Below are 24941 nucleotides of genomic sequence, written 5' to 3'. Positions count from 1 at the left end.
TTGGCAGAAATACCGCCCGCCAGCATACCTGCAGCCAGAACTGCCGTTGTTATGATTCTGGAGATTGTGTTCCGCATCTGATAATACCCCCGTAAATGTTTGAGTATGTGATATTTTGTTCGAAATCCGTGTACATGTTGTTATATATGACAAACTCGTCCGAGCGAATCCGGCCTTACAGTCCAATTTGCAAGTTCTGTACCAGAGATCAAATACATATCTGATTCAGAAGGTTAAAATTCACTTAACTTGTTCGGGGAATTGCTGTCGTAAAGAATCCCAACAGGGTTTTGACACCCGCGGCTGACACATCGCCGGTAGCGACATTAATATCTTGCAATTTCATATAGTTGCAACGCGAACATCAGGACATCTCGACGGCCGGGCGGCGTAATGATATCCGACAGTGTCTGCTGAACATGCCAGCTCCGGATTACCGCCGCGCCCGATCCGCGTACCGCAGCGCAAGCTTCGGACCGATGCGGAACGGATGATATAGTGGTTGCAGAGCGACGATGATTGACAGGCATCGAGGGATGCCGGGGGAGCGACCCGATGAATGACAAGGCGAACCTGACGGGTCTCGCTGCGCTGTTGCTGCTGCTGTGTCTGGGCCTGCCCGGCGCGACGCAGGCTGGATTGCTGGACCCTTACCAGGACCTCGACGATGTGCCGCCCGCATTCGAGCTGGAGGATCTGGGTCACACCACCCGCTCGCTCCAGGAATATCGCGGGCAGGTGGTGCTGGTCAACTTCTGGGCCAGCTGGTGCGGCCCCTGCCTGATCGAGATGCCGAGCCTGCAGCGGCTGCAGCAGGCGATGGACGGCAAGCCCTTTGCGATCCTCGCGGTCAATGTCGGCGAAACGCACGGCAAGGTGTGGAATTTCGCCAGCCGGCTCAAGCTGACCTTCCCGATGCTGCTGGATGCGGAGGGCGCCACCGCTGCGGACTGGCAGGTCACGTTCTACCCGACGACCTTTCTGATCGACGGTGCAGGCAGGATCCGGTATGTCGCCTACGGGCCGCGCGGGTGGGACTCGCCGGAAATGATCCAGGCGATCGAGGCGATGTTTGATTCCCCGCCGGCAACCGGGCAGCAGGCGGGTATCGAGGCAGCGGCAGTCCCGGACTGATTCGGTTATGTGCCAGCGTCTCGCGTGTGGCGCCGGCTATCCGCGCAACACGCAGAGTGCCGCCGGCCTGTCCGCACCGCCGCGTGCGGCAGGTACATCAGCCTGCCGGCATGGCTGCCACAAACGAAACGGGCCAGCCCGACTACCGGGTTGGCCCGTGGGTGCGGCGCGTGGCCTGAGGGATTTACATGGACGGCTGATGCATCAGCTCCTGCATTTCCTCAAGGCGTTTCTGGGTGACCGAACCGGGCTGTTTGGACTGCTCGGCCAGCGACTTCACCATGTCGGCCTCCTGCTGGGCAAGCTGGACGAGGCGTTCCTGGTAGACCTCCACCGGGAACTCGTTCTTGCGCAGCTCCGCGGTATAGGCATTGATCTTGTCGTGCAGGTAACTGCGCCGGGTCAGCTTGCGCGTGGTCTCTTCACCGAAGTTCGTGTACCTGGCCTCTTTCATCTCCTGTACCGCGACCAGGTGCCAGCCGGCGGGCGATTCGACCGGGCCTCCGATTTCTCCCGGCTCCAGCAGAAAGACCTCTTCGTTGAGTGCCGGCGCCAGTTCGCCTTGATTCACCCAGCCGACCTCGCCCAGATTCTGCGCGGCATTCGCGGCAATCGAGTGATCCCGCGCCGCCTCGTACAGGGTCAGCTCGCCGGCCTTGATCCGCTCCTTGAGCTGCTTGGCCTCGTCCTCGGTCTTGACGACGACCATCTGGATTTTGCGTGCCTCCGGAATCACGAAGCGGCCGCGATTGGCCTCGTAATAGGCCTTGAGTTCCACCTCCGTGGGCTCCATCTGCTGTGCCAGCCGTTCACGGTACTGGTTGATCAGCAGTGTCTTGCGGTATTCGCCAAGCCGCTGCTGGTAGAGCGGATCGGCCTCGAGGCCGGCCGCCTTGGCCTTCTGCGCCAGGATGCGCAGATCGATTTCGCGCTCCAGGGCATCCCGGCGCGCCGGGTCCTCGAAGGCAAGCGGATCCGCAATGACCGCACCCTTGCCGGCGGCGATGATCTTGTCATCGACCTCGCCCCAGGTGATCGTCTCCGCACCGACTTCGGCCAACGGGGCATCGGCGGCACGCTGCCCATCCCCCTTGCTGTCGAGATTCTCCTCGTGCACCACGATCTTGATCCCGTCACGCAAGGACTTGTCCGCGCTCGCCATCTGTGCGTGCAGTTTCTGCCGCCGCAACGCCGCCTCGATCTGGGTCCTGGCATTATCGTCCAGTGTCGTACCCGGCATCACGTTGTCCTTGAAGTAGGCCTGGATCTCATCCTCGGTGACCTGGATGTCCCCCGCCATGTAGTGCTGGCGATAGAGACCGGCCAGGACGGCATTGGAGAAACGGCCGACAGCCTTGGCGTATTGCGCTTCCTTGTCAATCCCGTGCTTGAGCGCATCCAGATACAGCAGATTGATACTGACGAACTTGTCCAGCAGCGTGATCCGCACGGTGTCACGTTCCGGCGTACCCAGGGCGGGTATGGAAATGCCGACTACTGCCGAACTGTTCAGCGCGGTATTGACCTCGCTGAAGGTGATGGTCTGATCGCCGACCTTGGCGATCACGTCATTGGCCGGAGCGGCCTGGTCCTGCGCGTCGGCGGCACGGGCCACGGTTGCGGTCGCAGTGACCGGAAGCATGAGTAATGCACTCACCACAACGAACAACAGCTTCACTAGCTTCATTATTATTACCCTCTTCGCTCGAAATTCCTGTTCCCGGAGCAGATCCGGCGCCGGTGCATGGCACCCGAGTCAGCAGCCGGAAATCATCGTTGCCCTAGCGTGAAGAATGGAGGGGAACGGAATTCCCCTCCATTCGGTTTGACGCACTCCCGCTGCCCGCACCGGCGCAGCGGGAGAGTCCTGGTGGTTACCAGCCGCAGCGTGAACCCGCCACCGTCAGGGAGACATGCTCCCAGACAGACTCGGAGACTCGACCCTGGGTCAGATGCTGCCTCCACCCATTGGTGCAGTTCAGGGTGGTGCCGCCGCCGGTGAAGTCGACATGACAGCCCAGACAGACGCCATCGGAGCCGTTGGTCGAGCCAGTGACATCACCATTCACCAGGGTTTCGGCCTTGTCCAGCATCTGCCGCGACGTGAATCCGTTCATCGCGTGCTGCAGGAACGGCGTGGTGTGGTTCGCCACGTTGACCCAGTCAGCCGGATTGCTGGCGGAGTTCAACGGACCACCGAACCCATTCACACCGTGGCAGTTCTGGCAGGTCGAGTTGAGCACATTGGCCTCATCCGTATAGGTATGCGCCCAGGTCACTGCCGCGTCGAATGTCGGCACCTGCGAGGCAAGCGAGCCCCCGCCACCGAAGCTTCCGATCCAGGTCGGGATACCGTTCGCATCCACCGCATGGCAGGTGCCGCACTTCAGCGGACCGTGTGAACCATCGTGGTTGAGTGCCGCCGCCTGCGCGTAGCTCGTGTTGTCGATCGCCGGGGTCACCGGATAGAGACCATGGATCGACTCGTGGCAACCCTGACAGCTGATGTCCTGGTGACCACGCGAGTAACGCATCAGGCTCGCCTTGCGCGGATAGTTGAACGGTGCAAAGGCGTTGATGTTGCCGCTCTGCTCCACGTACGGGGCCGCATGGCAGTCCGCGCAGTGGGGTTCACCCGCTGCCAGCCAGTGGTCGCGACCGTCGGTGGCTGCAGAGAACGGTACCGGCACCGCTGCCGAGTTGGCCAGCGTACCCTGGGCGGCTGCAACGCAGTCGTCGGTGGTGCAGAAATCCAGCGCATGCACGCTGAAGTCACCGTCGGCGTCGAAGGTACCGCAGATGTTGAACACCGGACCGCCCACACCGGAGCAGTCGACCGGGCCGACCTGATCGGGCGTCGAGCAGGTATGGCCCGCGGCCGGGATCGCGACCTCGATGGTCGCCACCTTGCCGTCGTGCGCCGGGTTGGCCGGATTGACCAGGTACTGGCAGATGCCGGGATCGGCATCCCAGATGGCATGGGTAAAGTCACCCAGGCCGGTACCGTGCAGGTCGGCGCTGTTCGGATCCAGCCAGGCGATGGCCTGCGCTTCGCTCACACCCACGGCCGCAGCCATGTCGGCCAGGGTCGCGGCACCGCGCGGGTTGTCGATGCAGTCACCGTTGACCAGATCCACACAGTTCTCGGTCTTCCACAGCTCCTGCCCCAGTTGGCTGTGGCAGTTGGTGCACCAGATACCGCGGGTGTCGGCATCGCTGCCGGCGAGGCCTCGCCTGGTTGTGGAACACGTTGTCCGCCAGCCACTGGCCGGCCGCGTTCAGGTGGGCCGGTGTCTCGGCACCGTCCGCGTCCTTGAGCGGGTTGGAATGCACGTCGCGGCCGACGAAGCAACCACCTGCGGCCAGGCGGTTATCCGAATTGGCCTGGGCGTTGTCGCCATCCAGGGTGATCGGGTAGCCGTCCATCGTGCCGTCGGAACGGTGCGCCGGATGGCAGCCCTGGCAGCCGCCGGAGCGACCCAGCGCGTCGTCGAAGGCAATCACGCCACCTTCGCTGGTCTCACGGTGGGTGCGGTGGATAGCCTCCGAGATCGGCGGTACCAGGAAGTTACCGGCGCCGGCCGACTTGACCACCGCGATGACGTTGTCGGCATGGCACTTCTGGCAGATCACGGACTCGTGACCCAGACGGGTGTTCTGGGGCAGGGCCGCCATCGCCGGCGGCAGACCCAGCGGGTTGCCCGCAGACGGGTAGTTGGCCGTGAAGCTGGTGCCGACATCGAAGTCATGCATCACCATCATGTTGATGGCCGCACCCTTGAGGCGTGCATACCAGTCGGTATCGCCCGTCGCGGGATCGAGCCCGTAGAGGGCCTTCCAGTAGTTGATTTCCAGGTTGGTAATCGCCTCGAGCGACTCGCCGGCAGGACCGAAGAACGGATCGGGTCCGCCCTGGCGACGGATGTAGCTCGGGCTGTTGACATTCGGCGTGACGCCATCGGCCTTGTAGGCCGGGGCCGAATGGCAGCGTTCGCAGTTCGGGATGTCGATCGGCGCAGTACCGAAGCCGATGACGGGCTGGCCGTTGCTGCCGATCACCGCCGCACCCTTGGTGCATGCGCCGGTGGCTTCGTTGCAGGTCGCCTCATGCAGGCGCGCCTTCATCGCGACGTAGGGACGCAGCGAGTCTTCGTCAACGAGGCCGGGATCGGCGAAGAAGTTGATCGAGTCCTCGAACGGCGTCAGCGGCATGCCCAGGGCCTCCCAGATACGCGGCGAGGTCAGCGTGATGGGCAGATTCTCCAGCACCTTCATTTGGGTATACACGACAGTGCCGGTATCCCCCGAGAAGGTCAGCACGTTGCTGAAGGGGGTGCCGTTGCCGGTCGGACCCATCGGCTGCAGTGCAGCACCGGAGTCGGCCGGGTATTCGACCATGCCTGAGACACCCAGACGGATCTTGTCGGCCTCCAGGGTGGAACCGGCGGGATTGCTGCCTTCCAGGTCGGCGTAGATGTAGAGGTGGTTCAGCCAGCCGTTGGCGAAGTTGTCGGTCGCATCCGTGTAATCGCCGTCACCCTGCACCACGTTCGGTACGCCGTTGTAGGTACCGGTGACGATCTTGCCGGGCACACCCGTGATCGCGCCGGTCGTGTCCACCAGTGCCGAGTCGTAGGGGGTGTTCGCATACAGCAGCGAGTTGCCCTCGACCGCGCTGATCAGGGTCGAGGTCTGGTCGTTGAAGGTACCGGGCATATTGCCTTCGCGACGCGGCTGCGCGTCGTGGTAGTACTCGAGATAGTACTTGTGGATGTTGCCGGCACCGTCATAGTCGCGCAGCACCGTCTCGCGACCCAGGCCGTCGAGTCCGTTGTTGGGGTCGCCTTCAAGCAGGCGCGGGAAATCCGCGTTGCTTGCCGGGGTCGCCGCGCCCTGCGGTTTGACCACCTGCGCCAGTATCGAGTTGTAGGGCGGCAGTACGCAGCAGTATGAGAACTCGAAGCCGGTGCAGTGCATGCCCAGCTCGTAGTTCATCATGATCTTGAAGTCCGTCTGGTTGGACGTCGTGAGGATATTGACCGTCGTCACCGCGGAGGCGTTGCTGTCACCATCTACCGAGTGATAGGTGAAGCTATCGTTGTCGTTGTCACCCTGGGTGCCGTCGGGAACGTAGGTAAACGAGCCATCGGCGTTCAGGGTCAGGGTGCCGTGGAGCGGGTCGCTGTCCTTGACCGCCGTCAGCCCCGCGTTACCAAGCAGTTCACCCGTGGCGGAATCGGTATCGTGGTCGTTGTACAGCACGCCGGACACGCGCGAAGCCGTCACCGTGAGGGTCCTGCCGACCGGTGTCGCGTAGGTGTCGCCGCGTGCAACCACTGCCTGACAGGCATTCGGCAGGGTGATACAGGAGGGTCCAACGTCCTTACGGTAGAGCGAGCGGAACAGCGCCAGATCGACGGCATCCACCAGGCCACTGCCGTTGAGGTCAGCATCGGGATCGGTGGTGCGGTACTTGGACCTGAACAGCGCGAGGTCAACAGCGTCGACAAAACCCGATTGGTCTAGGTCGGCGTCACAGGCATTGCCGTATCCATCCCCGTTACTGTCGAGCTGGTTGATGGACGGAGTCGCGGCACCGTTGGGTGTATTTATGCAGTTATCTTGTGCGTCAGGAACGCCGTCGTTATCGGCATCCCCCGGTACGGCCTGCGCCAGTGGACATGACAACATGAGCACCAGCGCGGTGACTGCCAGCGGATTCTTCGGCGCATCCGACCGGCAACTGCTGTGGTGAGAAAATAGGCTTGGTATCATTATAACCCCCTCCAGAAAACGCCTGCCTGCGGCGTTCCACGCTGTTTGTTTTGATGTATGCACTTTTTACTTTTTCCATTGCCGACACGCGCCCTGACGCGCCGGAATGGATCAAGCTGTTTTATAACGGTGCAATACCCATGCCATAAAAGCCGGAATTTTTACGGCCTGACAATGCCCGCCAAATCAGACAATTGAGCGACGTGACTTTGACTAGCCTCCGTCGCAAGCGAGATAACTGCCACGCCATGACTGCCACAAATGGCAGTATGTCATGACAAAGGCGTCAGTTAGGGGTGATATCGGGATATCCAGTCGGCAAGCTGCGGCGGGAATCACGCATTTGGCGTAACACGGTGCCGGTAGGCCTCTATAGCGCCCGCATCCCGGGCCGGTTGCGTGCGCCGCGTTGACATTGTTGCTGCGGCGACGTGCTGCTTGCGCCGGGCAGGCGGCAAGCGACTGTACAGCGTTGACGGTAGCCGGGTGATCCGCCGCCCTGCGGGACGGACCACCCGACCGCCTGCAGTGCTTACTTGCTCTGGGAGGTCATGTACTCGATGACGCCCTTGAGGTCGTCCGCGGTGCAATCCATGCAGGTGCCCTTCGGCGGCATGGCATTCTTGCCATTGGTGGCGCTGGCCAGCAGGGCGTCCATTCCGGTGGCGATACGCGGCGCCCAGGCCTCCTTGTCACCGACCTTCGGCGCACCCGCGGCACCCGTGGCATGGCAGGCCATGCACTTGGTGTTGTAAATGGTTTCCGCATCGGCCGCCTGCACGGCAGTGTTCGCTACGAGCAGGGTTGTGCCGAGGACGGCAAGCTTGATCATGTTCTTCATCACCTGTCACTCCGTATTCCAAACAAGTTGTTGTGAATAGACACCGGGACGGGCAGCCATAAGCAGACCCTCAGCCGAACCTACCGGCGACCCAGCATCATTATATAAGCAAATCATCATGTACGCGGTGATTTTGTCACAAAGGCGTTCCGGGCGCATCCCGATCTCCCATAATCATTAGAAACATAATTAAATTTATATTTTAAAATTTTGTTTATTAATATTTTAATGGCCCGTCTCGCGCGCCACACCACATTCATTACCCTCGCGCAGCGCCGATAGCAGGCGTCGTGATGCGCGCCGCGCCAGCAACGACAGACCATCGTGCTAGGATGTCCGCTGCGGAGAAAAACCACACCCTGGAGACTGCGCGATGACGACACGCCTCACCCTGCTGCTGGCAGCCACCCTGATCTGGCCTGGGACAACACCGGCAAGCCCGGAGAGCCACCGCCAGGCGGTCGAGACGCTGTTTCGCCTGACACAGATGGAACAGAAGATCAACGAAGGCGTGCAGTCGGTCGCGCAGCTGCAGCTGCGGCAGGATCCCGCGCTGGCAGGCAAGCAGGATGTGCTGACCGCCTTTCTGGAAAAGTACATCGGCTGGAACGCCATCAGGGACGAACTCACGGACATGTACATGCAGACCTTCAGCGAGGACGAACTGCAGGCAATGAACGATTTCTACGCGACGCCGACCGGGCAGAAAGTCATCACCATCGTCCCGCAGCTGGTGGCACAGCGCAATCAGCTGGCGATGCAGCGCCTGCAGACGAACATAGGCGAACTGCGCGCCGCCATCGGACAGGACCAGAGCGGGAAGTGACCGGGCGCTGCTGCACGCCGCCGGCAGTCGCGGCGCTGCTCAGTTCAGGGCGTAGCGCTTGAGCTTGCGGTAGAGCGTGCGCTCGCTGACGCCGAGGGCCGCGGCAACCTGCTTGCGGTTCTGCTGATGCTTCTGTAACAGCTCCGCGATGTGACGCGCTTCGACATCCTTCAGGGTCGGCGTCCCGTCCTGCACAACGGCAGTATCTTCGGCAACCCGCGCCTGCTGCCCGCTGTCGGCGGATTTGTGCATCCGGGTCTTGGCATGTTCGTCGAAGGCACCACCGGGACCGAGATCGGCATCGATCACGACGCCCTGGCAGCGGGATGCCGCAACGAACAGGACGTTGCGCAGTTCGCGCACGTTGCCCGGATACTCGTACTGTCTGAGGCAACGGATTGCATCGGCTCCGAGCATGAACTGCTGTTTCATGATCTGATTGATCCGTTCCAGCAGGTTCTCCGCCAGCACATCGATATCCTCGAGGCGCTCGCGCAAGGGCGGCATGCGAATCGCCAGGCAGGCGATACGGTAATACAGGTCTTCACGGAAATGGCCGGCCTTCACGCCGTCCCATAAATGCCGGTTGGTCGCGCAGATGATGCGCACATCGCTATGCCGCATGCGCCGGCCACCGACCCGGCGGAACTGGCCCGTCTCCAGCGCACGCAGCAGCTTGGCCTGTTGCGACAGCGGCAACTCGCCCACTTCGTCGAGGAACAGCGTACCGCCGTTGGCCTGCTCGAACAGGCCGATGCGCTCACCCACGCTGCCGGTAAACGCGCCGCGCGCATGGCCAAACACCTCGGCCTCGAACAGGGTGTCGGTCAGCACGGTGCAATCGACGGTCAGGAACGGCTGCTCCCTGCGCGCCGAATGCAGATGGATGTGCCGTGCCGCCAGCTCCTTGCCGGTTCCGGTCTCGCCCTGAACCAGCACCGGGGCGTCGGTCGCCGCGGCGACCTTGAGCTGATCGAGACAACCGAGGAACGGACGGCTCTTGCCGACCATGCGCCGGCCGTTCTTGCGCCGTTCAGCGGGCGCGCCGATCTCCTCGATCATCTCGCCCATGTAGAGCTTGCCGTCACTGCCGCTGATCGGATAGGCAGAAACCCTGACCTGGTACATGCGACCCTGCTGATCGTAGTGATCATGCACGCACCGGCTCGGCTTGTTGCTGGCGTACAGGCTCTTGTGCGGACAGTCCTCGCCGGCTTCGCCGCATGGCATCTGGCTCTTGTGACTGACCTCGAAACAGCGCTTCCCCACCGTTTCCACCGCGGTCACCCCGAAGGTCTGTTCGTAGGCACTGTTCACGGCGACAATCCGGTAGTCGCTGTCGATGACGACGAACGGTTTGTCGTGCGTTTCAAGCAGCGAATTGAGTTCGATAGGCAGTGAAGCGACAGGCTCGTCCATTATTTTTCTCCGCCTTGATCAGATTGCCCCCGCAATAACTGATACCAAGCGCCATTATTGACATGCTGATTGTTGCAGATAGTCTAGCACCTGACACAAATGGCGCAACTTGATCTGGATCATGCCGCGCGTGGGCACCGCCGCCCGGCGGCAGCGTCAGGCCACTTTTTATTTAATTTACAATAGCCTGTGATATTCTGCCGCGGCGGCAGCGGTGCCGGCACCGGATCGCGGCACCGTCAGCATCGCACCTACCCGGTGCCGCCGCGGACTCGAGCCGGGCGGAGGGCTGCCGCTATCCAACAGCGGATACCGGTTCACGCCCCATCCCGGAGCGGGCGACAAGGGATGCCGGGTGTGACGGCGCAGCAGGACCGGCCAGCCACAGGCACGATAAAGTATGGTGCAATGTTCACTGACGATAGTATGATTTCGCCCCAACAACCTGAAAAATACCGACAAGACATTCATCGTGACTGAAGCCGGCAGCAACCCTACAGTGCTCGCAGCCCGGGAACTGGAGTGCATACGGGATGACCGCACCCTGTTTCGCGACCTGGATTTCCGACTCGAAGCCGGCGAAGCGCTGCTGCTGGAGGGGCGCAACGGCAGCGGCAAGACCTCGCTGCTGCGCATCCTCTGCGGCATCCGCCTGCCGGACGCCGGCATGATCACCTGGTGCGGCACGGACATCGCGCGGCTCGGCGCGGACTACCACCAGCACACGGCCTACGTGGGTCACCGCGATGGCATCAAGCTCGACCTGACCCCGCTCGAGAACCTCGCCATGGCCCGTGCGCTCGGTCGGCCCAGCGACATGACCCTCTCTGCCGCCCTCGCCCGCGTCGACCTCTACGGCTTCGAGGACGTGCCGACCCGCAATCTCTCGGCCGGGCAGCAGCGCCGCCTCGCCCTGGCGCGCCTGTTGGTCACCGACGCCACGCTCTGGATCCTGGATGAGCCCTTCACCTCGCTGGACGTACACGGTATCCAGGTGATCGAGGAGCTGCTGGATGCACACACCCAGGCTGGCGGCATGATCGCCGTCACCTCGCATCATGCCGTCAACCTGCAACGGGCCAGGGTGCACCGCATCAACCTGTCCGACCGCGCCCGGCAGGCCGCATGAAACGCCACTCCCTGCCCCGCGCCATCGCCCTGCTGGTACGGCGCGACCTGATCCTGGCCATGCGCCACCGCGCGGAGATGTTCAATCCGCTGCTGTTCTTCATTCTCGTGACCAGCCTGTTCCCGCTCGGCATCGGGGCGAACCCGAACCTGCTGCAGGCCGTGGGCCCTGGTGTCATCTGGGTGGCAGCCCTGCTCGCAGCGCTGCTGTCGCTGGACGGCATCTTCCGCTCCGATTTCGAGGACGGGACACTGGAGCAGTACCTGCTCAGTTCCCATCCGGTCTCGCTGCTGGTGCTGGCGAAGGTGCTTGCGCACTGGCTGATCACCGGCCTGCCGTTGCTGCTCATATCCCCACTGCTGGCAATGTTTCTGGGGCTGCCGGCGGCAGGAACACGGATCCTGTTCCTCACCCTGCTGCTGGGTACGCCGGTGCTGAGCCTGATCGGCGCGGTCGGGGTGGCGCTGACCGTCGGCCTGCGCAGGGGTGGGATGATCCTGTCCCTACTCGTGCTACCCTTGTACATACCGCTGCTGATCTTCGCGTCCAGCGCCGTGGATACCGCGGCGGCCGGCCTCTCGGTCACAGCCCACCTGTCGCTGATCGCGGCACTACTGGTACTGGCGCTGAGCCTGTCGCCGTTCGCCACGGCGGCGGCCCTGCGCGTCAGCCTGAGTTGATATGTTTAACAACTTCTTTCACAAACTGGCCTCGCCCAAGCATTTCTACCGCATCGCCGGCGCCTGGATACCCTGGCGCGGCGGCGGCTGCGCTCTGCACTGGCGTTGGCAGGGCTGTATTACGGCCTGATCAAGGCCCCGCCCGATACCAGCAGGGCGAGAGCTACCACATCATGTTCGTGCGCGTCCCAGCCGCGGATGTCGATGTTCATCTACGTCGTCATGGCCGTCACCGGCGCCATCGGCCTCGTGTGGCGCATGAAGCTGGCCGAGGTGATCGCCATCAGCAGCGCGCCGGTACTGGGCGCCCTCGTTCACCTTCCAGCCTGCTGGTCACCGGCTCGTTCTGGGGCAAGCCGATGTGGGGCACCTGGGCGATGGGTATGGGACGCCCGCCTGACCTCGGAGCTGATCCTGCTGTTCCTGTACCTCGGCGTGATCGCGCTGTATTCCGCCATCGAGGACCGGCGCACCGCAGCGCGTGCGGTGGCCATCCTGGCGCTGGTCGGTGTGATCAACATCCCGATCATTCACTACTCGGTGGAGTGGTGGAACACCTGCTGGGCGCGCCACCGTGACCAGTTCGACCGACCGTCACGTCCCCATCGGCATGCTCATCCCGCTGCTGCTGATGGCACTGTCCTTCAAGCTCTATTACGCCTGCGTGGTCCTGATGCGTGCCCGCTGCGAGGTGCTGGAGCGGAGCGCCATGCCGGCTGGGTCAGGGAACTTGTGGAGACGAAATGAATCTGACTGAATTCCTGCACATGGGCGGTTACGCCTTCCGTGTGGTCATCCTACGGCATCGCGCTGCTGATCCTGCTGGTCAACATCGCCCTGCCCTGCGCCAGCGCGAGCTGCTGGCCGACATTGCACCGCGCCTGCGGCGCACGCGGAGGTCATGACATAGCGCAAACAACGCCTCCATGCTCGTCGGCCTGATGGTGGTCGGTGTCGGCGTCGCCGCCGGCTTCGCTGAGGCCTTCAACAGAACCTGATGTTCTTCTACACCCCGACCAAGGTGGTCGCGGGTAGAAGCTGACCAGGCCATCATCTGGGTGGGTCGGCGGCCTGGTCACCACAGGCAGCGTGAGCGCCAGTCCGACGGGCTGACCGTCAATTTCGATATCACCGACAATGCCGAAGTTGATCACGGTCCAGTACACCGGCATCCTGCCCGACCTGTTCCGCGAGGGCCAGGGCATCGTAGCGCATGGCCCGCCCCGGCGGCGCAGGCTGTTCGTCGCGGACGAGGTGCTGGCCAACACGACGAACTACATGCCGCCGGAGGTAGCCGATGCGAAGACCGCACGAGGAAGGCAGCGGCAAGATGGCCGCGGAGACGGCGACGCCATGATCCCGGGCTCGATCGACTGCGCTCATCCTGGCGCTGTGCCTGTCCGTGGTGCTCGCCATCACCATGGCCGGCAGCCTCACCAACACCCCGCGCTGGGTAGCCATGACGCAGAAACCCATTGGCATGGGGCCAGTTCACCTTTACGGCCGTCGCCTTCGCCTGCCCTGGTCAACGCCTTCCTGAACGGCGATTTCTCCGTCCTCTACGTCGCCCAGAACGGCAACACCCTGCTGCCCGCGTCATGCAAGATTCCGCCGTGTGGGGGCGCACACGAGGGCTTCCTTTGCTACTGTGGGCGCTACCTATTCGTGCAGCCTGGACTGGTGGCGTGGCGACCTTCACCCGCAATCTGCCGGCCGAGGTGCTGGCGCACAGGTGCATCGGTCATGGGCATGGTCGCCGCTATCGGCTTCCTGGCCTTCCTGCTGTTCACCATCGAATCCGTTCGCGCGCGTGTTCCCGGTCCCCTGGAAGGCGGCGACCTCGGCCGTTGCTGCAGGATCGAGCTGGCCGTGCATCCGCCATGCTCTACATGGGTTACGTCGGCATGTCGGTCGCCTTCAGTTTCGCGATCGCTGCCGCTGATCGGCAGCAAGCCTCGACGCCGTAGGCGCGCTGATCGCGACCCTGGACCCTGGTCGCCTGGACGTTCCTGACCATAGGCATCACGCTCGGCAGCTGGTGGGCCTACGGACTGGGCTGGGGTGGCTGGTGGTTCTGGGACCCGGTCGAGAATGCCTCGTTCATGCCGTGGCTGGCTGCCACCGCGTTGATCCATTCGCTGGCGGTGACGGAAAAACGCGGCGCCTTCAAGCGCTGGACCGTATTGCTGTCGCTGCTCGCCTTCTCGCTCAGCCTGCTCGGCACCTTCCTGGTCCGTTCCGGCGTGCTCACCTCGGTGCACTCCTTCGCGGCCGATCCTGCCCGCGGCCTGTTCATCCTCGTGTTCCTGTGCCTCGTCATCGGCGGCTCGCTCACCCTGTACGCATGGCGGGCGCCGGATATCACCAGCGGCGGCCGGTTCTCCTCGCTGTCCCGGGAAACCCTGCTGCTCGGCAACAACCTGCTGCTGGTGGTCATCACCGCCTTCATCCTGCTGGGTACACTGGCGCCGCTGATCTACGATGCGATGGGCTGGGGCAAGATTTCGGTCGGTTTTCCCTGGTTCACCACCATGTTCGTGATCTTCACGCCGTTCATGGTGGTGCTGATGGGTTTCGGACCGATGACCCGCTGGAAGCACCACAACCCGGCCGACCTGCTGCGTACCTACCGCAACGCACTGCTTGCGAGCCTCGCCGCCGGCATCCTGGTGGCGCTGCCCATCCTGCACGATTTCTCGCCCTGGGCCGGACTGGCCGTCGCGCTCGCGGTGTGGCTGCTGTCCTCGCTGGTACTGAGCCTGCGCCAGCGCTACCGCAACACGGCCAGCCTGCGCACATTGCTGCGCAACCCTGCAGCCCGCGGCAACGGCAGTTACTTCGGCATGATCCTCGCACACCTGGGTGTGGCCGTCTTCATTATCGGCATCACCTTCGTCACGCAGTTCGAGGCTGAAGAGGACGTGCGCATGTCACCCGGCCAGACCTACGAGATGGCGGGATACAGCTTCCGCTTCGACGGCGTGCAGAGCGTGCAGGGTCCGAACTACCATGCCGATCGCGGCAGCATCGTGGTCAGCCGCGACGGCACCGAAGTCGCGCAGCTCAACCCCGAGAAGCGTACCTACACGGTTCAGCGCAAACCAATGACCGAGGCCGGCATCAATGCCGGACTGATGCGTGACATCTACGTCTCGCTGGGCGAGGGTCTGGGCGGCGGCGACTGGAGCCTGCGACTCTACTACAAACCCTACGTACGCTGGATCTGGCTCGGCGGCCTGCTCATCGCATGCGGCGGCCTACTCGCCGCGCTCGACCGGCGTTATCGCCTGCCGGTCGCGCGCACGGCCGTAGCGCCAGCAGTCCGCAGCGACCGGACCCGGGAAGCACACGGCTGATGACACGCTACCTGCGCTACCTCGTACCGCTGCTGGTATTCGTACTGCTCGCCGGCCTGCTTTATGTCGGCCTCGGGCTCGACCCGAAGATCGTGCCGTCGCCGCTGATCGGCAAGCCGATGCCGACCTTCGCGCTGCCGCGGCTCGACGATCCCGCGGTCACCATCACCGACGCCGACCTCAAGGGCAAACCCAGCATCCTCAATGTCTGGGCGACCTGGTGCACCTCCTGCCGTGCCGAACACGAGACGCTGGTGGCATTCGCGCGCACCGGCAAGGTCGCCATCTACGGACTGAACTACAAGGACAATCGCGCGGACGCGCAGCGCTGGCTGCGGCAGCTGGGCAATCCCTACGTGGCCAATGCCTTCGACGAGCACGGGCGCACGGGCATCGACTGGGGCGTCTACGGTGCGCCGGAAACCTTCATCATGGACAAGGATGGCATCATCCGCCACAAGCACATCGGTCCGCTCACAGACGCGGTACTCGCCAACGAGATCCTGCCGCTGCTCGACAAACTGGAAGCCACGCAATAATGAACAGGATAATCGCCGCGGCGGCACTCGGCCTGCTGCTGTGCTGCGGCACGGCACCAGCCACCACCACGCTGGAATCGTTCAAATTCTCGACTCCCGAACAGGAGCATCATTTCAAGGCGCTGATCGAGGAACTGCGCTGCCTGGTGTGCCAGAACCAGTCGCTCGCCGATTCCGACGCCGAGCTCGCCCACGACCTGCGCGCCGAGGTCTACGGCATGATGCAGGATGGCAAGACCGACGCGCAGATCGTCGAGTTCCTGGTCGCGCGCTACGGTGACTTCGTGCTCTACAAGCCGCCGCTGAAACCCTCGACCTGGCTGATCTGGTTCGGTCCCTTCGTGCTGCTGATGATCGCGGGCGTGCTGCTGCTGCGCTCGCTGCGGCGTCAGCAGCAGGTACCGCAGCAGGAACTGAGCACGGACGAGCGCCGGCGCCTCGAAGCGGCATTGCGGCGCGAGGGCTCCGGGGAGGAGCGTCCGTCATGACCGCGTTCTGGAGTATGGCAGCGGTCATGGCGCTGCTGGCCCTGCTGTTCGTGGTCACGCCGCTGCTGCGTTACCGTGCCGGCCACGCGGTCGACCGGGATGCGCTCAACACCGAGGTCGCCCGCGCCCGGCTCGCCGAACTCGATACCGACCTGGAGGCGGGACGCATCGAACAGGCACAGTACGAGGCCGCCCGCGCGGACCTGGAGCGCGAGCTGCTCTACGACCTCGACGGCGGCGGCGCGGCCAAGCCGGTGCGCAACGGCAGCTGGCTGGCCCTGCTGGTCGCCATCGCGGTGCCGGTCGGCGCCACCCTGCTCTACCGCACCATCGGGACCGAGCGGATCATCACCCTGCTGCAGACAAACCCGCCTGCAGCGCAGCAGGCAGCGCGCCAGCAAGGCGCGCCGCAAATGTCGGTCGAGGAGATGGTCAACAAGCTGGCCACACGCCTGCAAAACGAGCCGGACGATCTCAAGGGCTGGCTGATGCTGGCGAAGAGCTACAGCGTGCTGAACCGCTTTGATCAGGCGGTACCGGCCTATCGCAATATCATGCGCCTGGGCGGCGGCGAGAACGCGGGTGTGCTGGCGGACTTCGCCGATGCGCTGGCGGCGACCAACGACGGCCGCTTCACCGACGAAGCCGGTGTCATGCTCGCACGTGCGCTGGCCCTGGAACCGACCAATCTGAAGGCACTCTGGCTGGCCGGTCACTGGAAGAACCAGTCCGGCGATCCCGCTGCGGCGATCGGCTACTGGGAACAGGCGGCCGCCCAGATGCAGCCGCAGGGCGAGGACTGGAACATCATTACCGCCCAGATCGCACAGGTCCGGCAGCAGGCCGGGCTGCCGGCCGCCAGTCTGCCGGCGGCACCGGCCACGGCGTCGTCCGGCGGCACCAAGCCCGCAACCGCAACCGGCAACACGGTACTCACCGTCACGGTATCACTGGACCCGGCACTCCAGCAGCGCACACGGCCCGACGACACCGTCTTCATCTTCGCCCGCGCGGTGAACGGACCGCGCATGCCGCTGGCTATCGTGCGCAAGCAGGCGAAGGACCTGCCGGTCACCGTGACGCTGGATGATTCCATGGCCATGTCGCCGGCCATGGTGCTGTCCGGGTTCGATCCGGTCACGGTCGGCGCACGCATATCGCATTCGGGCAACGCCATGCCCCAGAGCGGCGATCTGCAGGGCGAGCGGACCCCGGTCAGCACCGCCGCTTCCGCCAGCGTGGACGTCCTGATCGACAGCGCCGTGCCTTGAACCGACGGCGCCACGCCCGCGACCGGGCGTGGGATCCGGGCAGATCGAACGACAAGGGGCCGGACCCCGGCTGGGATCCGGCCCCTGGTGACATCAAGGAACTACTGCTTGGTCGGGCAGGTGCTGATACCGAACAGCTTGTAGGCCGGACAGAACTTGAACACGCCGGTCAACAGCGGCACAACGCCGATCCATCCCCACACCACCTTCGGACCCACGAACACCAGGCTGATCAGCGCCAGGCCGACGATGATACGCAGGATCCGGTCGATTCCACCAACATTGCACATGGTTGCTACCTCTTCGTTTGGTACTACAGATGGATTATAGGTTAGGCACGGACCGAGCGACTGTCTGTGACATTATCACGCTGGCCGGAAAATCGGCTCGCGCACGGCGACGGGGATACGGGAGGTCGCGCAATCCAGTGAGCAGCGCCCGCGAGACAGGCACAGCGCAGGGCAAACCGGATTCACGCTACGGCAGCAATGGACCCGATTCAGGAGGGGAGCACACGGCCTGCTGTAGTCACGTCCTGCGCGAGCCGGATCTCGAGTCTCGGTGTGACTGCCAGCAGGATCCTGCATTAGCGTCTGGCCACGTCCGCATCCCGCTTGCCCGGGAATGACATGATTCAACGCGGTACCCGCAGTGACCCGTACGGCATCTATCATGTCATTGGCGGCTTTGCATCTTGGCGCGGGACATTATTTTCCGCTATTCCTGCACCGCGAAATCCCCGCCCAGCGCCAGGTGCAGATTGATGCGCTCGCTCAGTTGTTGCAGCTCGACGCGGGCCAGGGACTGCTCGATCTCCAGCACGCGCTGGTGCAGCTGCAGCACATCGAGCAGATCCGATTCCCCGGCCTGGTAACGCAGCTGTGCCAGGCGGTGCGCAGCGGCCGCCTGCGCGGCGGCTGCGCGCAGGTTTGCGGCTCGCTGCTGCAGGCTGGCCCCGGCATCCAGACTGTGCTCGACCTCGCCGAAGGCCTGCAACACCCTGCCGGCGTATGCTGCGACCGCGGCGCGCTGGCGGGCATCGGCGATCTCGACATCGGCCTGCATCCGGCCGCCGTCGATCAGTGGCTGGAACAGGTTGACCCCCAGATACCAGAACGAATCCCCCGGCATGAGCAGCGCCAGCAACGCATTGCTCGCCGACCCGCCCGCCCCGGTCAGGCTGATACGCGGCAGGCGCGCGGCGCGTGCCTCGCGTGCCAGGGCATAGGCCTCGATCACGCGTGCCTCGGCGGCACGCAGGTCGGGGCGCCGCTCCAGCAACTGCGCCGGCAGGCCGGCCGGCACCGGCGCCGGCAGCGCCGGCAGCGCAGCGCGCACCGCCAGCTCCGCCGCGGGATAACGCCCGAGCAGGAGTTCCAGGCTGCGCACCGCGTCCCGGCGCGCGGCCGCGGTTTCCTGTTCCCGGGCGCCGGCTACTTCCAGGTCGGTTTGCAGCAGGTGGGTATCGAGCCCCGAGGCCAACCCTTCGCGCTGCCGCGCGCTGACGATGCGCTGCATCTCGGCGAGGTTGTCCAGCGCCTGCCGAGCCAGCGCCTGTTGCTGCTGCGCCTCGATGGCCTGCAGCCAGGCCTTCGCGGTCTGCGCGGCCAGCGACACGCGCGCCCAGTCATAGTCCTGCGTCGCGGCATCCGCCCGCGCCGCGCCGGCAGTCGCACCGGCGCGGACCCGTCCCCACACGTCCAGCTCCCAGGCAATCGTGAGCGCGGCGCCGGTCTTGGACTCGGCGGTCGATTCCATGTCGCCGGCGCGCAGGGTGGTCCCCTCCAGCCCGACCTGCGGAACCAGCGCCGCGGCAGCCTGCCCTGCGGCGGCCTGCGCCTCGTCGAGGCGCGCGGCCGCCGCACGCAGGTCGTGATTGTGCGCGACGGCCTCGTCCACCAGGCGCAGCAACTCGGCATCGCCGAACGCGGCAAGCCAGCCGGCCTGCACCGGCCCGGTCGCGGCCGTGGCCGACCACTGCGCCGGCGCCGCGGGTGCGAGGGCGGCGCGCTCCGGCACCGGCGTGCCCGCGCAGCCGGCAAGCAGCAGCCCCGCGCCCAGCAGCGCGGCGGCGGCGCCAGTCAGCGGCGCGCTCATTGCGCACCGCCCGGCGCCGCAACGGGCGCGACCTTGCCGATACGGCGGTACATGAAGGCGTAATACATCACCGGGATCACCACCAGCGTGAGCAAGGTCGACACCAGCAGGCCGAAGATGAGCGCGATCGCCAGCCCGTTGAAGATCGGATCGTCGAGGATGAAAAACCCGCCGAGGATGGCGGCCAGCGCGGTGAGCACGATGGGCTTGGTGCGCGCCACGCCGGCACGGATCACCGCCTTATCGAACGCCGTGCCGGCGCGCAGTTCCTCGTTGATGAAATCCACCAGCAGGATCGAATTGCGCACGATGATGCCGGCCAGCGCGATCATGCCGATCATCGAGGTCGCGGTGAACTGCGCCCCCAGCAGCGCATGACCCGGCATGACGCCGATCACCGTCAGCGGGATCGGGATCATGATGATCAGCGGCACCAGGTAGGAACGGAACTGCGCCACCACCAACAGGTAGATCAGCACCAGGCCGACCGTGTAGGCGATGCCCATGTCGCGGAAGGTCTCGTAGGTGGTCTGCCACTCGCCGTCCCACTTGAGGGCGTAGCGGTAGGGATTGTCGGGTGGATTCACCAGGAACTGGCCGAGCGCGGCAGCGGAGGCGACGCCCTCCGCCGCGAGCGTCGTCGCAATGCGCTGCATCCCGTACAGCGGACTGTCCAGCGGCCCGGCCATATCGCCGGTGACATAGGCCACCGGCAGCAGGTCCTTGTGATGGATGGCCTGTTCGCGGGTGGACTGTTCCACCGTGACCAGTTCGGACAGCGGCACCAGCGTGCCGTCGGTCGCGCGCATCCGCAGCGCCAGGGCCGGACCCGGTCCGGCACGCTCACTCGCCGGCAGCTGCAGCCGCAGGGGGATCGCGTACTTGGCATCCTCCCGATGCAGGTATCCGGCATCGCTGCCGCCCAGTGCGGTGGCCACGGCCGTCGTGATCGCCCGCTGGCTGATGCCGTGCAGCGCGGACCGCGCGCGATCGACCCGCACGATCCACTGCGGTGCCGGCGCCTCGACGCTGTCGTCCACGTCCACGATGTCGGGTGTCGCCTCGAACACCGCGCGCACCTCGCGCGCGACCTCCAGCTGTCCGGCGTGGTCCGGACCGTAGATCTCCGCCACCAGCGGCGACAGTACCGGCGGTCCCGGCGGCACCTCGACGACCTTGACGCTCGCGCCGAAGGGTTCGGCCAACGCCTGCAGCGGCGGGCGCAGGGCGCGCGCGATATCGTGGCTTTTGCGTGAACGGTCGTGCTTGTCGACGAGGTTGACCTGGATGTCGCCGACATTCGCGGCGCGGCGCAGGTCATACTGGCGCACGAGGCCGTTGAAGCTGATCGGCCCGGCGGTGCCGGCATAGACCTGGTAATCGGTCACCTCGGGCACGGTCGCGATAGTTTCGCCCAACTGCGCCAGCAGGCGCGTGGTCTGCTCCAGGGCAACTCCTTCCGGCATGTCGACCACCACCTGCAGCTCCGACTTGTTGTCGAAGGGCAGCATCTTCAGCACGACCAGCTTGGCCGCGGCCAGGCCCAGCGAGGCGACGATCAGGAATACCAGTCCAGCGGCCAGCAGCCACCGCGCCGGCCGGCCGGCCCGTGCCCGCAGGAACGGGGTCATGACCGCCTCCAGCACACGCTGCAGGCGTCCGCCCTCCGCCGCTGCAGGGTGCGTGCTGTGGCGCAGCAGCTTCGCGGCCAGCCAGGGCGTGATCACCAGGGCGACCAGCAGCGAGATGAGCATGCCGAGGCTCGCGTTGATCGGTATCGGGCTCATGTACGGCCCCATCAGCCCGGTGACGAAGGCCATCGGCAGCAGTGCCGCGATCACGGTCAGCGTGGCGAGTATGGTCGGGCCGCCCACCTCGTCGACGGCCAGCGGGATCGACTCGATGAATCCGCGACCGCCCAGCTGCATATGGCGGTGGATGTTCTCCACCACCACGATGGCATCGTCGACCAGGATGCCGATGGAGAAGATCAACGCAAACAGCGACACGCGATTGAGGGTGAAACCCCAGGCCCAGGAAGCGAACAGCGTGATCGCGAGCGTGACCACGACGGCGGTGCCGACCACGATCGCCTCGCGCCAGCCCAGCGCGAACAGCACCAGTGCGACCACCGAGGCCGTGGCGAAGATGAGCTTCTTGATCAGCGTCTTGGCCTTCGCGTCGGCGGTGGCGCCGTAATTCCGCGTGACCGTTGCCTGCACACCCTCCGGCACGAAGGTCCCTTCCAGCTCCGCAAACCGTTCGATGACCTGTTCCGCGATGCGCACCGCATTGGTGCCGGGCTTTTTCGCGACCGCGAGCGTGACGGCGGGAAACACGCCCTGGGTCGCGTAGGCCTGCGGCCCGGCCGCCCCGGTGCCGAGCCAGACGTACTGATCGGGGGTGTCGGCACCATAACTCACCTGCGCGACATCGCGCAGATAGACCGGCCGGCCGGCGCTGACGCCGACCACGAGCTCGCCCACCTCCGCCGGCTCGATCAGGAAGGTGCCGGCCTGCACCGGGATCTCGCTGTTGTCGCGCACCAGTGCGCCCGCGTCGGCGGAGCTGTTGGCGCTGCCGAGCGCGGCCTGCAGGCTGTCCAGCGCGATACCGTAGGCGGCCAGCCGGGCCGGGTCGAGCTGCACCCGCACGACGCGCGGCACGCCACCGATGGTATAGACGTCGCGGGTACCGGCCACGCGCTTGAGTTCCGCCTCCAGCGCATGCGCCACCTGGGTGAGTTCGTAGCCGCCGCGTCCGGGATCGTCGGTCCATAGCGTCAGCGTCACGATCGGGACGTCGTCGATACCCTTGGGCTTGACGATCGGCTGGCCGATGCCGGCGTCGGGCGGCAGCCAGTCCTGGTTGGAATAGATGGCGTTGTAGAGCCTTACGATGGCATCGGTACGTGGTTCGCCGACCTGGAATTCCACCGTCAGCGCCGCCATGCCACGCCGCGACACGGAATAGATGTGCTTGACGCCCTGGATCTCGGACAGCACCTGCTCCGCCGAGCTGGTCACCAGGTGCTCGACCTCGCGCGCGCTGGCGCCGGGAAACGGAATGAACACGTTCGCGAACGTGACGTTGATCTGCGGCTCCTCCTCGCGCGGCGTCACCGCGAGCGCGAAGGCGCCCAGCAGCAGCCCGACCAGCGCCAGCAGCGGCGTGATCTCGCTCTGCAGAAAGCGGCGCGCTAGCGCGCCGGAAAAGCCGAGGCGTTCAGTCATGGCCGCGGCCGGTGCGTGCGTTCTTCAGTTCGACCGCTGCGCGCACCGGATCGAGCGCGACGCGCTCGCCGGCCGCCAGTCCGGCCAGGATCTCGCGGCTGCCCACGCCGTAGCGGCGACCCGGCCGCACCTGGCGGAAGTGGATGCCCCGATCATCGACCACGTAGACGCCGCTCACCTCGCTGCGGGTGACGAGCGCGGATTCAGGCGCAAGCAGGCGTTCCGCTTCGCCGGTGGTCAGCGCCACCTTGACCGACATGCCGGGATAGAGCGGCTGCTCCAGTGCCGGCAGTTGCAGACGCACCTCGAAGCTGTGCGTGGCGGTGTCGGCCCGCGGCGAGATGGTGATGGCCGTCGCCGCCACGCGCCCGTCGACCGCCTCCGGCAGGATCACGCTGGCCTGCTCGAACCGGCGCAGCATTCCGATCAGGCTCTCCGGCACCTGCGTGGTCACGCGCAGGGCATCCAGCGACAGGCCGGTCATCAGCAGCGTGCCGGGCTGTACCAGCTCACCCGGCTCGATATGACGCTCGACCACGATGCCGCTGTAGGGCGCGCGGATCAGGGTGTGCTCGAGCTGCTCGCTGGCCTCGGTGACCTGTGCGCGTGCCGCTTCCAGCGACGCCTGCGCCGCCTTGAACTCGGCAACCGCGTCGTCGAGCGCAGACTTGCTGACGGCCTGTTGCTGATACAGGGTCTGCTTGCGCTGCCGGTCGTCCGCGGCCTTGTCGAGCCGGGCCTGTGCCTCCTGCAGCCCGCTCTGCGCCTTGGTTAGGCGCGCCTTCTGCTCGGTATCGTGCAGGCGCACGATGACCTCTCCCTTGGGGACGTAGTCGTCGATGTCGAAACTGATCGCGGTGACGCGCCCGGAGGTCTGTGCCGCCACCGTGGCCTGGTTGACTGCCTCGACCACGCCGTCGAGACGGATCTCGTCCGGCACGGTCACAGACTCCACCGTCGCCGTCTCGAGCACCCCCTCCGCCGCGGCTGCCAGCGACTGCAGCAGCAGCACGGCCAGACCCAGCGTCCGTCGTATGCTCATGCCCATATCAGACTCCTTGTGATTGCAGCGTACTGGCGGTGCGAATCAGGACCGCAGGCGCCGGGCAAGTTCCCGTGCGTCTGCATCCGTGTTCCGGGAACGGTCGTTGCAGGTAATGCCGGTGCGGTTGCAGAGGTACAGCAGGAGTACCAGCAACAGCACCAGCAGAAACATACCAGCCAGCGTGAGTGCGTCAAATGACATGATCGTCTCCCGGCGAGTTAATCAGTATATAAACAATTTCTAATGTATGTCCTGGCACGGCCGGTTTCAACCACCGCCCGGAAGATAGTCCTGCCAGGAAAGCCGCGGCTGGCCGGCCGGCGCACACCCCGCGCCAAAAAAAAGCCGGGACGAATCCCGGCTTTTTCCTGCCCAGGGCGACGGATCAGCGTTTGCCGCCACCCATGCCGCCACCCGGGTACATCCCGCCAGCCGGCTGTTCGAGGCGATGCTGCTGCATTTCCTCGACGCGTTCCTGGTGCCGTTCCATCATCTCCTGCCGGTGTTCCTCGCGCTGCTGCTGGCGTTCGGTGCGTTCCTGCGACCGCTCCTGCATGCGATTCTGCTGGTGCGCCTGGAATTCCTCGCGGCTTACCCGGCCATCATGGTCGGTATCGAGATCCGCATAGTGGGGTGCCTCGTCCATATTGCGGTACTGGTACTGGTGCTGCTCTTCCTGGCGTTGCTGCAGCCGCTCGCTGTGCGCATGCCGGTACTCCTCCTGGCTCACGTAACCGTCATGGTCCGTGTCCATCCCGTCGAAGGGCAGCGGCCCCTGCGACGGCATCTCCGGATCGGCAGCCATGCCGGGGACAGCAGCAGCGGCCAGCATCAATGCGGCCGCCGTCTTGATAAACACTCTGGATTTCATACACATGCTCCTGATTAATTTGACTTAATTACCACTTCTGTGGCGTCATCGAACGCAGCGGATCGTTTACTTGACGCTGACCACAGCCAGCACGACCAGCATCACCAGGCTCGAAACCATACCTGCCAGTGTCGCCATATCGAATATCATGGTTAACCTCCATGCGTCATTGATCATGGCATCACTGTAGGACTGGGACCTGAAACAAAGCTGAAAATCCGCGCCGGGGTGCGCGGC

At 64.8% G+C, this 24941-nt stretch carries 19 protein-coding genes and 3 pseudogenes; 10 read left to right on the top strand and 12 right to left on the bottom strand.

Annotated features, from left to right (window positions below):
* The first annotated feature begins 555 nt into the window (after nt 1-555).
* Nucleotides 556-1134 carry a TlpA disulfide reductase family protein gene (locus tag R3F42_06105; protein ID MEZ5541599.1) on the top strand — a complete coding sequence of 193 codons (579 nt, stop codon included), beginning with the start codon at nt 556-558 and terminating at the stop codon, nt 1132-1134.
* A 184-nt stretch (nt 1135-1318) separates the two neighbouring features.
* On the opposite strand, the gene R3F42_06100 is transcribed toward R3F42_06105, so the two are convergent.
* The 4 genes from R3F42_06100 to R3F42_06085 form a co-directional block, all read right to left on the bottom strand.
* A complete protein-coding gene (locus tag R3F42_06100) occupies nt 1319-2821 on the bottom strand; it encodes a peptidylprolyl isomerase (protein ID MEZ5541598.1) in 1503 nt (500 codons plus the stop codon).
* Between the two features lie 187 nt (nt 2822-3008).
* Complete coding sequence (locus R3F42_06095; GenBank protein ID MEZ5541597.1) at nt 3009-4271, bottom strand: hypothetical protein; 1263 nt, start codon at nt 4269-4271, stop codon at nt 3009-3011.
* Nucleotides 4252-6909: an Ig-like domain-containing protein gene (locus tag R3F42_06090; GenBank protein MEZ5541596.1), complete on the bottom strand. Its 2658-nt coding sequence runs from the start codon at nt 6907-6909 to the stop codon at nt 4252-4254. The genes R3F42_06095 and R3F42_06090 overlap by 20 nt, the downstream gene beginning before the upstream one ends.
* Before the next feature lie 532 nt (nt 6910-7441).
* Entirely contained in the window at nt 7442-7750 is a 309-nt protein-coding gene (locus tag R3F42_06085) for a c-type cytochrome (protein ID MEZ5541595.1), read from the bottom strand.
* A gap of 373 nt (nt 7751-8123) precedes the next feature.
* On the opposite strand from R3F42_06085, the gene R3F42_06080 reads away from it, so the two are divergent.
* Complete coding sequence (locus tag R3F42_06080; GenBank protein MEZ5541594.1) at nt 8124-8576, top strand: DUF2059 domain-containing protein; 453 nt, start codon at nt 8124-8126, stop codon at nt 8574-8576.
* A 39-nt stretch (nt 8577-8615) separates the two neighbouring features.
* Here the strand turns inward: R3F42_06080 and R3F42_06075 are convergent, their stop codons facing one another.
* The gene (locus R3F42_06075; GenBank protein MEZ5541593.1) at nt 8616-9995 is read right to left on the bottom strand and encodes a sigma 54-interacting transcriptional regulator; all 1380 of its coding nucleotides are present in this window, start codon (nt 9993-9995) and stop codon (nt 8616-8618) included.
* 499 nt (nt 9996-10494) lie between these two features.
* On the opposite strand from R3F42_06075, the gene ccmA reads away from it, so the two are divergent.
* The 3 genes and pseudogenes from ccmA (at nt 10495) to R3F42_06060 (ending at nt 12561) form a co-directional block, all read left to right on the top strand.
* Complete coding sequence (gene ccmA, locus R3F42_06070; GenBank protein ID MEZ5541592.1) at nt 10495-11124, top strand: cytochrome c biogenesis heme-transporting ATPase CcmA; 630 nt, start codon at nt 10495-10497, stop codon at nt 11122-11124.
* Complete coding sequence (gene ccmB / locus R3F42_06065; protein MEZ5541591.1) at nt 11121-11804, top strand: heme exporter protein CcmB; 684 nt, start codon at nt 11121-11123, stop codon at nt 11802-11804. The genes ccmA and ccmB overlap by 4 nt, the downstream gene beginning before the upstream one ends.
* 1 nt (nt 11805) lies before the next feature.
* A pseudogene (locus R3F42_06060) lies at nt 11806-12561 on the top strand (heme ABC transporter permease).
* Nucleotides 12562-12703: 142 nt separating this feature from the next.
* Here the strand turns inward: R3F42_06060 and R3F42_06055 are convergent.
* A complete protein-coding gene (locus tag R3F42_06055; protein ID MEZ5541590.1) occupies nt 12704-12976 on the bottom strand; it encodes a hypothetical protein in 273 nt (90 codons plus the stop codon).
* Here R3F42_06055 and R3F42_06050 point away from each other — a divergent pair.
* The 5 genes and pseudogenes from R3F42_06050 to ccmI all read left to right on the top strand — a co-directional run bounded on the left by R3F42_06050 (nt 12942) and on the right by ccmI (nt 17458).
* Nucleotides 12942-13031, top strand: a pseudogene (locus tag R3F42_06050) (cytochrome c maturation protein CcmE). The gene R3F42_06055 and the pseudogene R3F42_06050 sit on opposite strands and share 35 nt — an antisense overlap.
* Nucleotides 13032-13185: 154 nt before the next feature.
* Nucleotides 13186-15160, top strand: a pseudogene (locus tag R3F42_06045) (heme lyase CcmF/NrfE family subunit).
* The gene (locus R3F42_06040) at nt 15160-15699 is read left to right on the top strand and encodes a DsbE family thiol:disulfide interchange protein (GenBank protein MEZ5541589.1); all 540 of its coding nucleotides are present in this window, start codon (nt 15160-15162) and stop codon (nt 15697-15699) included. Before R3F42_06045 ends, R3F42_06040 begins: the two are co-directional and overlap by 1 nt.
* On the top strand, nt 15699-16187 hold the full coding sequence (locus R3F42_06035; GenBank protein ID MEZ5541588.1) for a cytochrome c-type biogenesis protein: 489 nt from the start codon (nt 15699-15701) through the stop codon (nt 16185-16187). Before R3F42_06040 ends, R3F42_06035 begins: the two co-directional genes overlap by 1 nt.
* Entirely contained in the window at nt 16184-17458 is a 1275-nt protein-coding gene (gene ccmI / locus R3F42_06030) for a c-type cytochrome biogenesis protein CcmI (GenBank protein ID MEZ5541587.1), read from the top strand. Before R3F42_06035 ends, ccmI begins: the two co-directional genes overlap by 4 nt.
* Nucleotides 17459-17559: 101 nt before the next feature.
* Here ccmI and R3F42_06025 read toward each other — a convergent pair whose 3' ends face one another.
* From R3F42_06025 to R3F42_06000, 6 genes are all read right to left on the bottom strand, one after another.
* Nucleotides 17560-17748 carry a DUF2892 domain-containing protein gene (locus R3F42_06025; GenBank protein MEZ5541586.1) on the bottom strand — a complete coding sequence of 63 codons (189 nt, stop codon included), beginning with the start codon at nt 17746-17748 and terminating at the stop codon, nt 17560-17562.
* A 427-nt stretch (nt 17749-18175) separates the two neighbouring features.
* Nucleotides 18176-19555: an efflux transporter outer membrane subunit gene (locus R3F42_06020; protein ID MEZ5541585.1), complete on the bottom strand. Its 1380-nt coding sequence runs from the start codon at nt 19553-19555 to the stop codon at nt 18176-18178.
* On the bottom strand, nt 19552-22788 hold the full coding sequence (locus R3F42_06015; GenBank protein ID MEZ5541584.1) for an efflux RND transporter permease subunit: 3237 nt from the start codon (nt 22786-22788) through the stop codon (nt 19552-19554). The genes R3F42_06020 and R3F42_06015 overlap by 4 nt, the downstream gene beginning before the upstream one ends.
* Nucleotides 22781-23830: an efflux RND transporter periplasmic adaptor subunit gene (locus R3F42_06010; GenBank protein MEZ5541583.1), complete on the bottom strand. Its 1050-nt coding sequence runs from the start codon at nt 23828-23830 to the stop codon at nt 22781-22783. Before R3F42_06010 ends, R3F42_06015 begins: the two co-directional genes overlap by 8 nt.
* A 45-nt stretch (nt 23831-23875) precedes the next feature.
* Nucleotides 23876-24034, bottom strand: a complete 159-nt coding sequence (locus R3F42_06005; protein MEZ5541582.1) for a hypothetical protein — start codon at nt 24032-24034, stop codon at nt 23876-23878.
* A gap of 184 nt (nt 24035-24218) precedes the next feature.
* Entirely contained in the window at nt 24219-24704 is a 486-nt protein-coding gene (locus tag R3F42_06000; protein MEZ5541581.1) for an EF-hand domain-containing protein, read from the bottom strand.
* Between the last annotated feature and the right edge of the window lie 237 nt (nt 24705-24941).

Source organism: Pseudomonadota bacterium (assembly GCA_041395565.1).
Taxonomy (GTDB): Bacteria; Pseudomonadota; Gammaproteobacteria; order UBA9214; family UBA9214; genus UBA9214.
The sequence above is the reverse complement of the archived record's forward strand: the minus strand, read 5'-3'. Positions and strand labels throughout refer to the sequence as shown.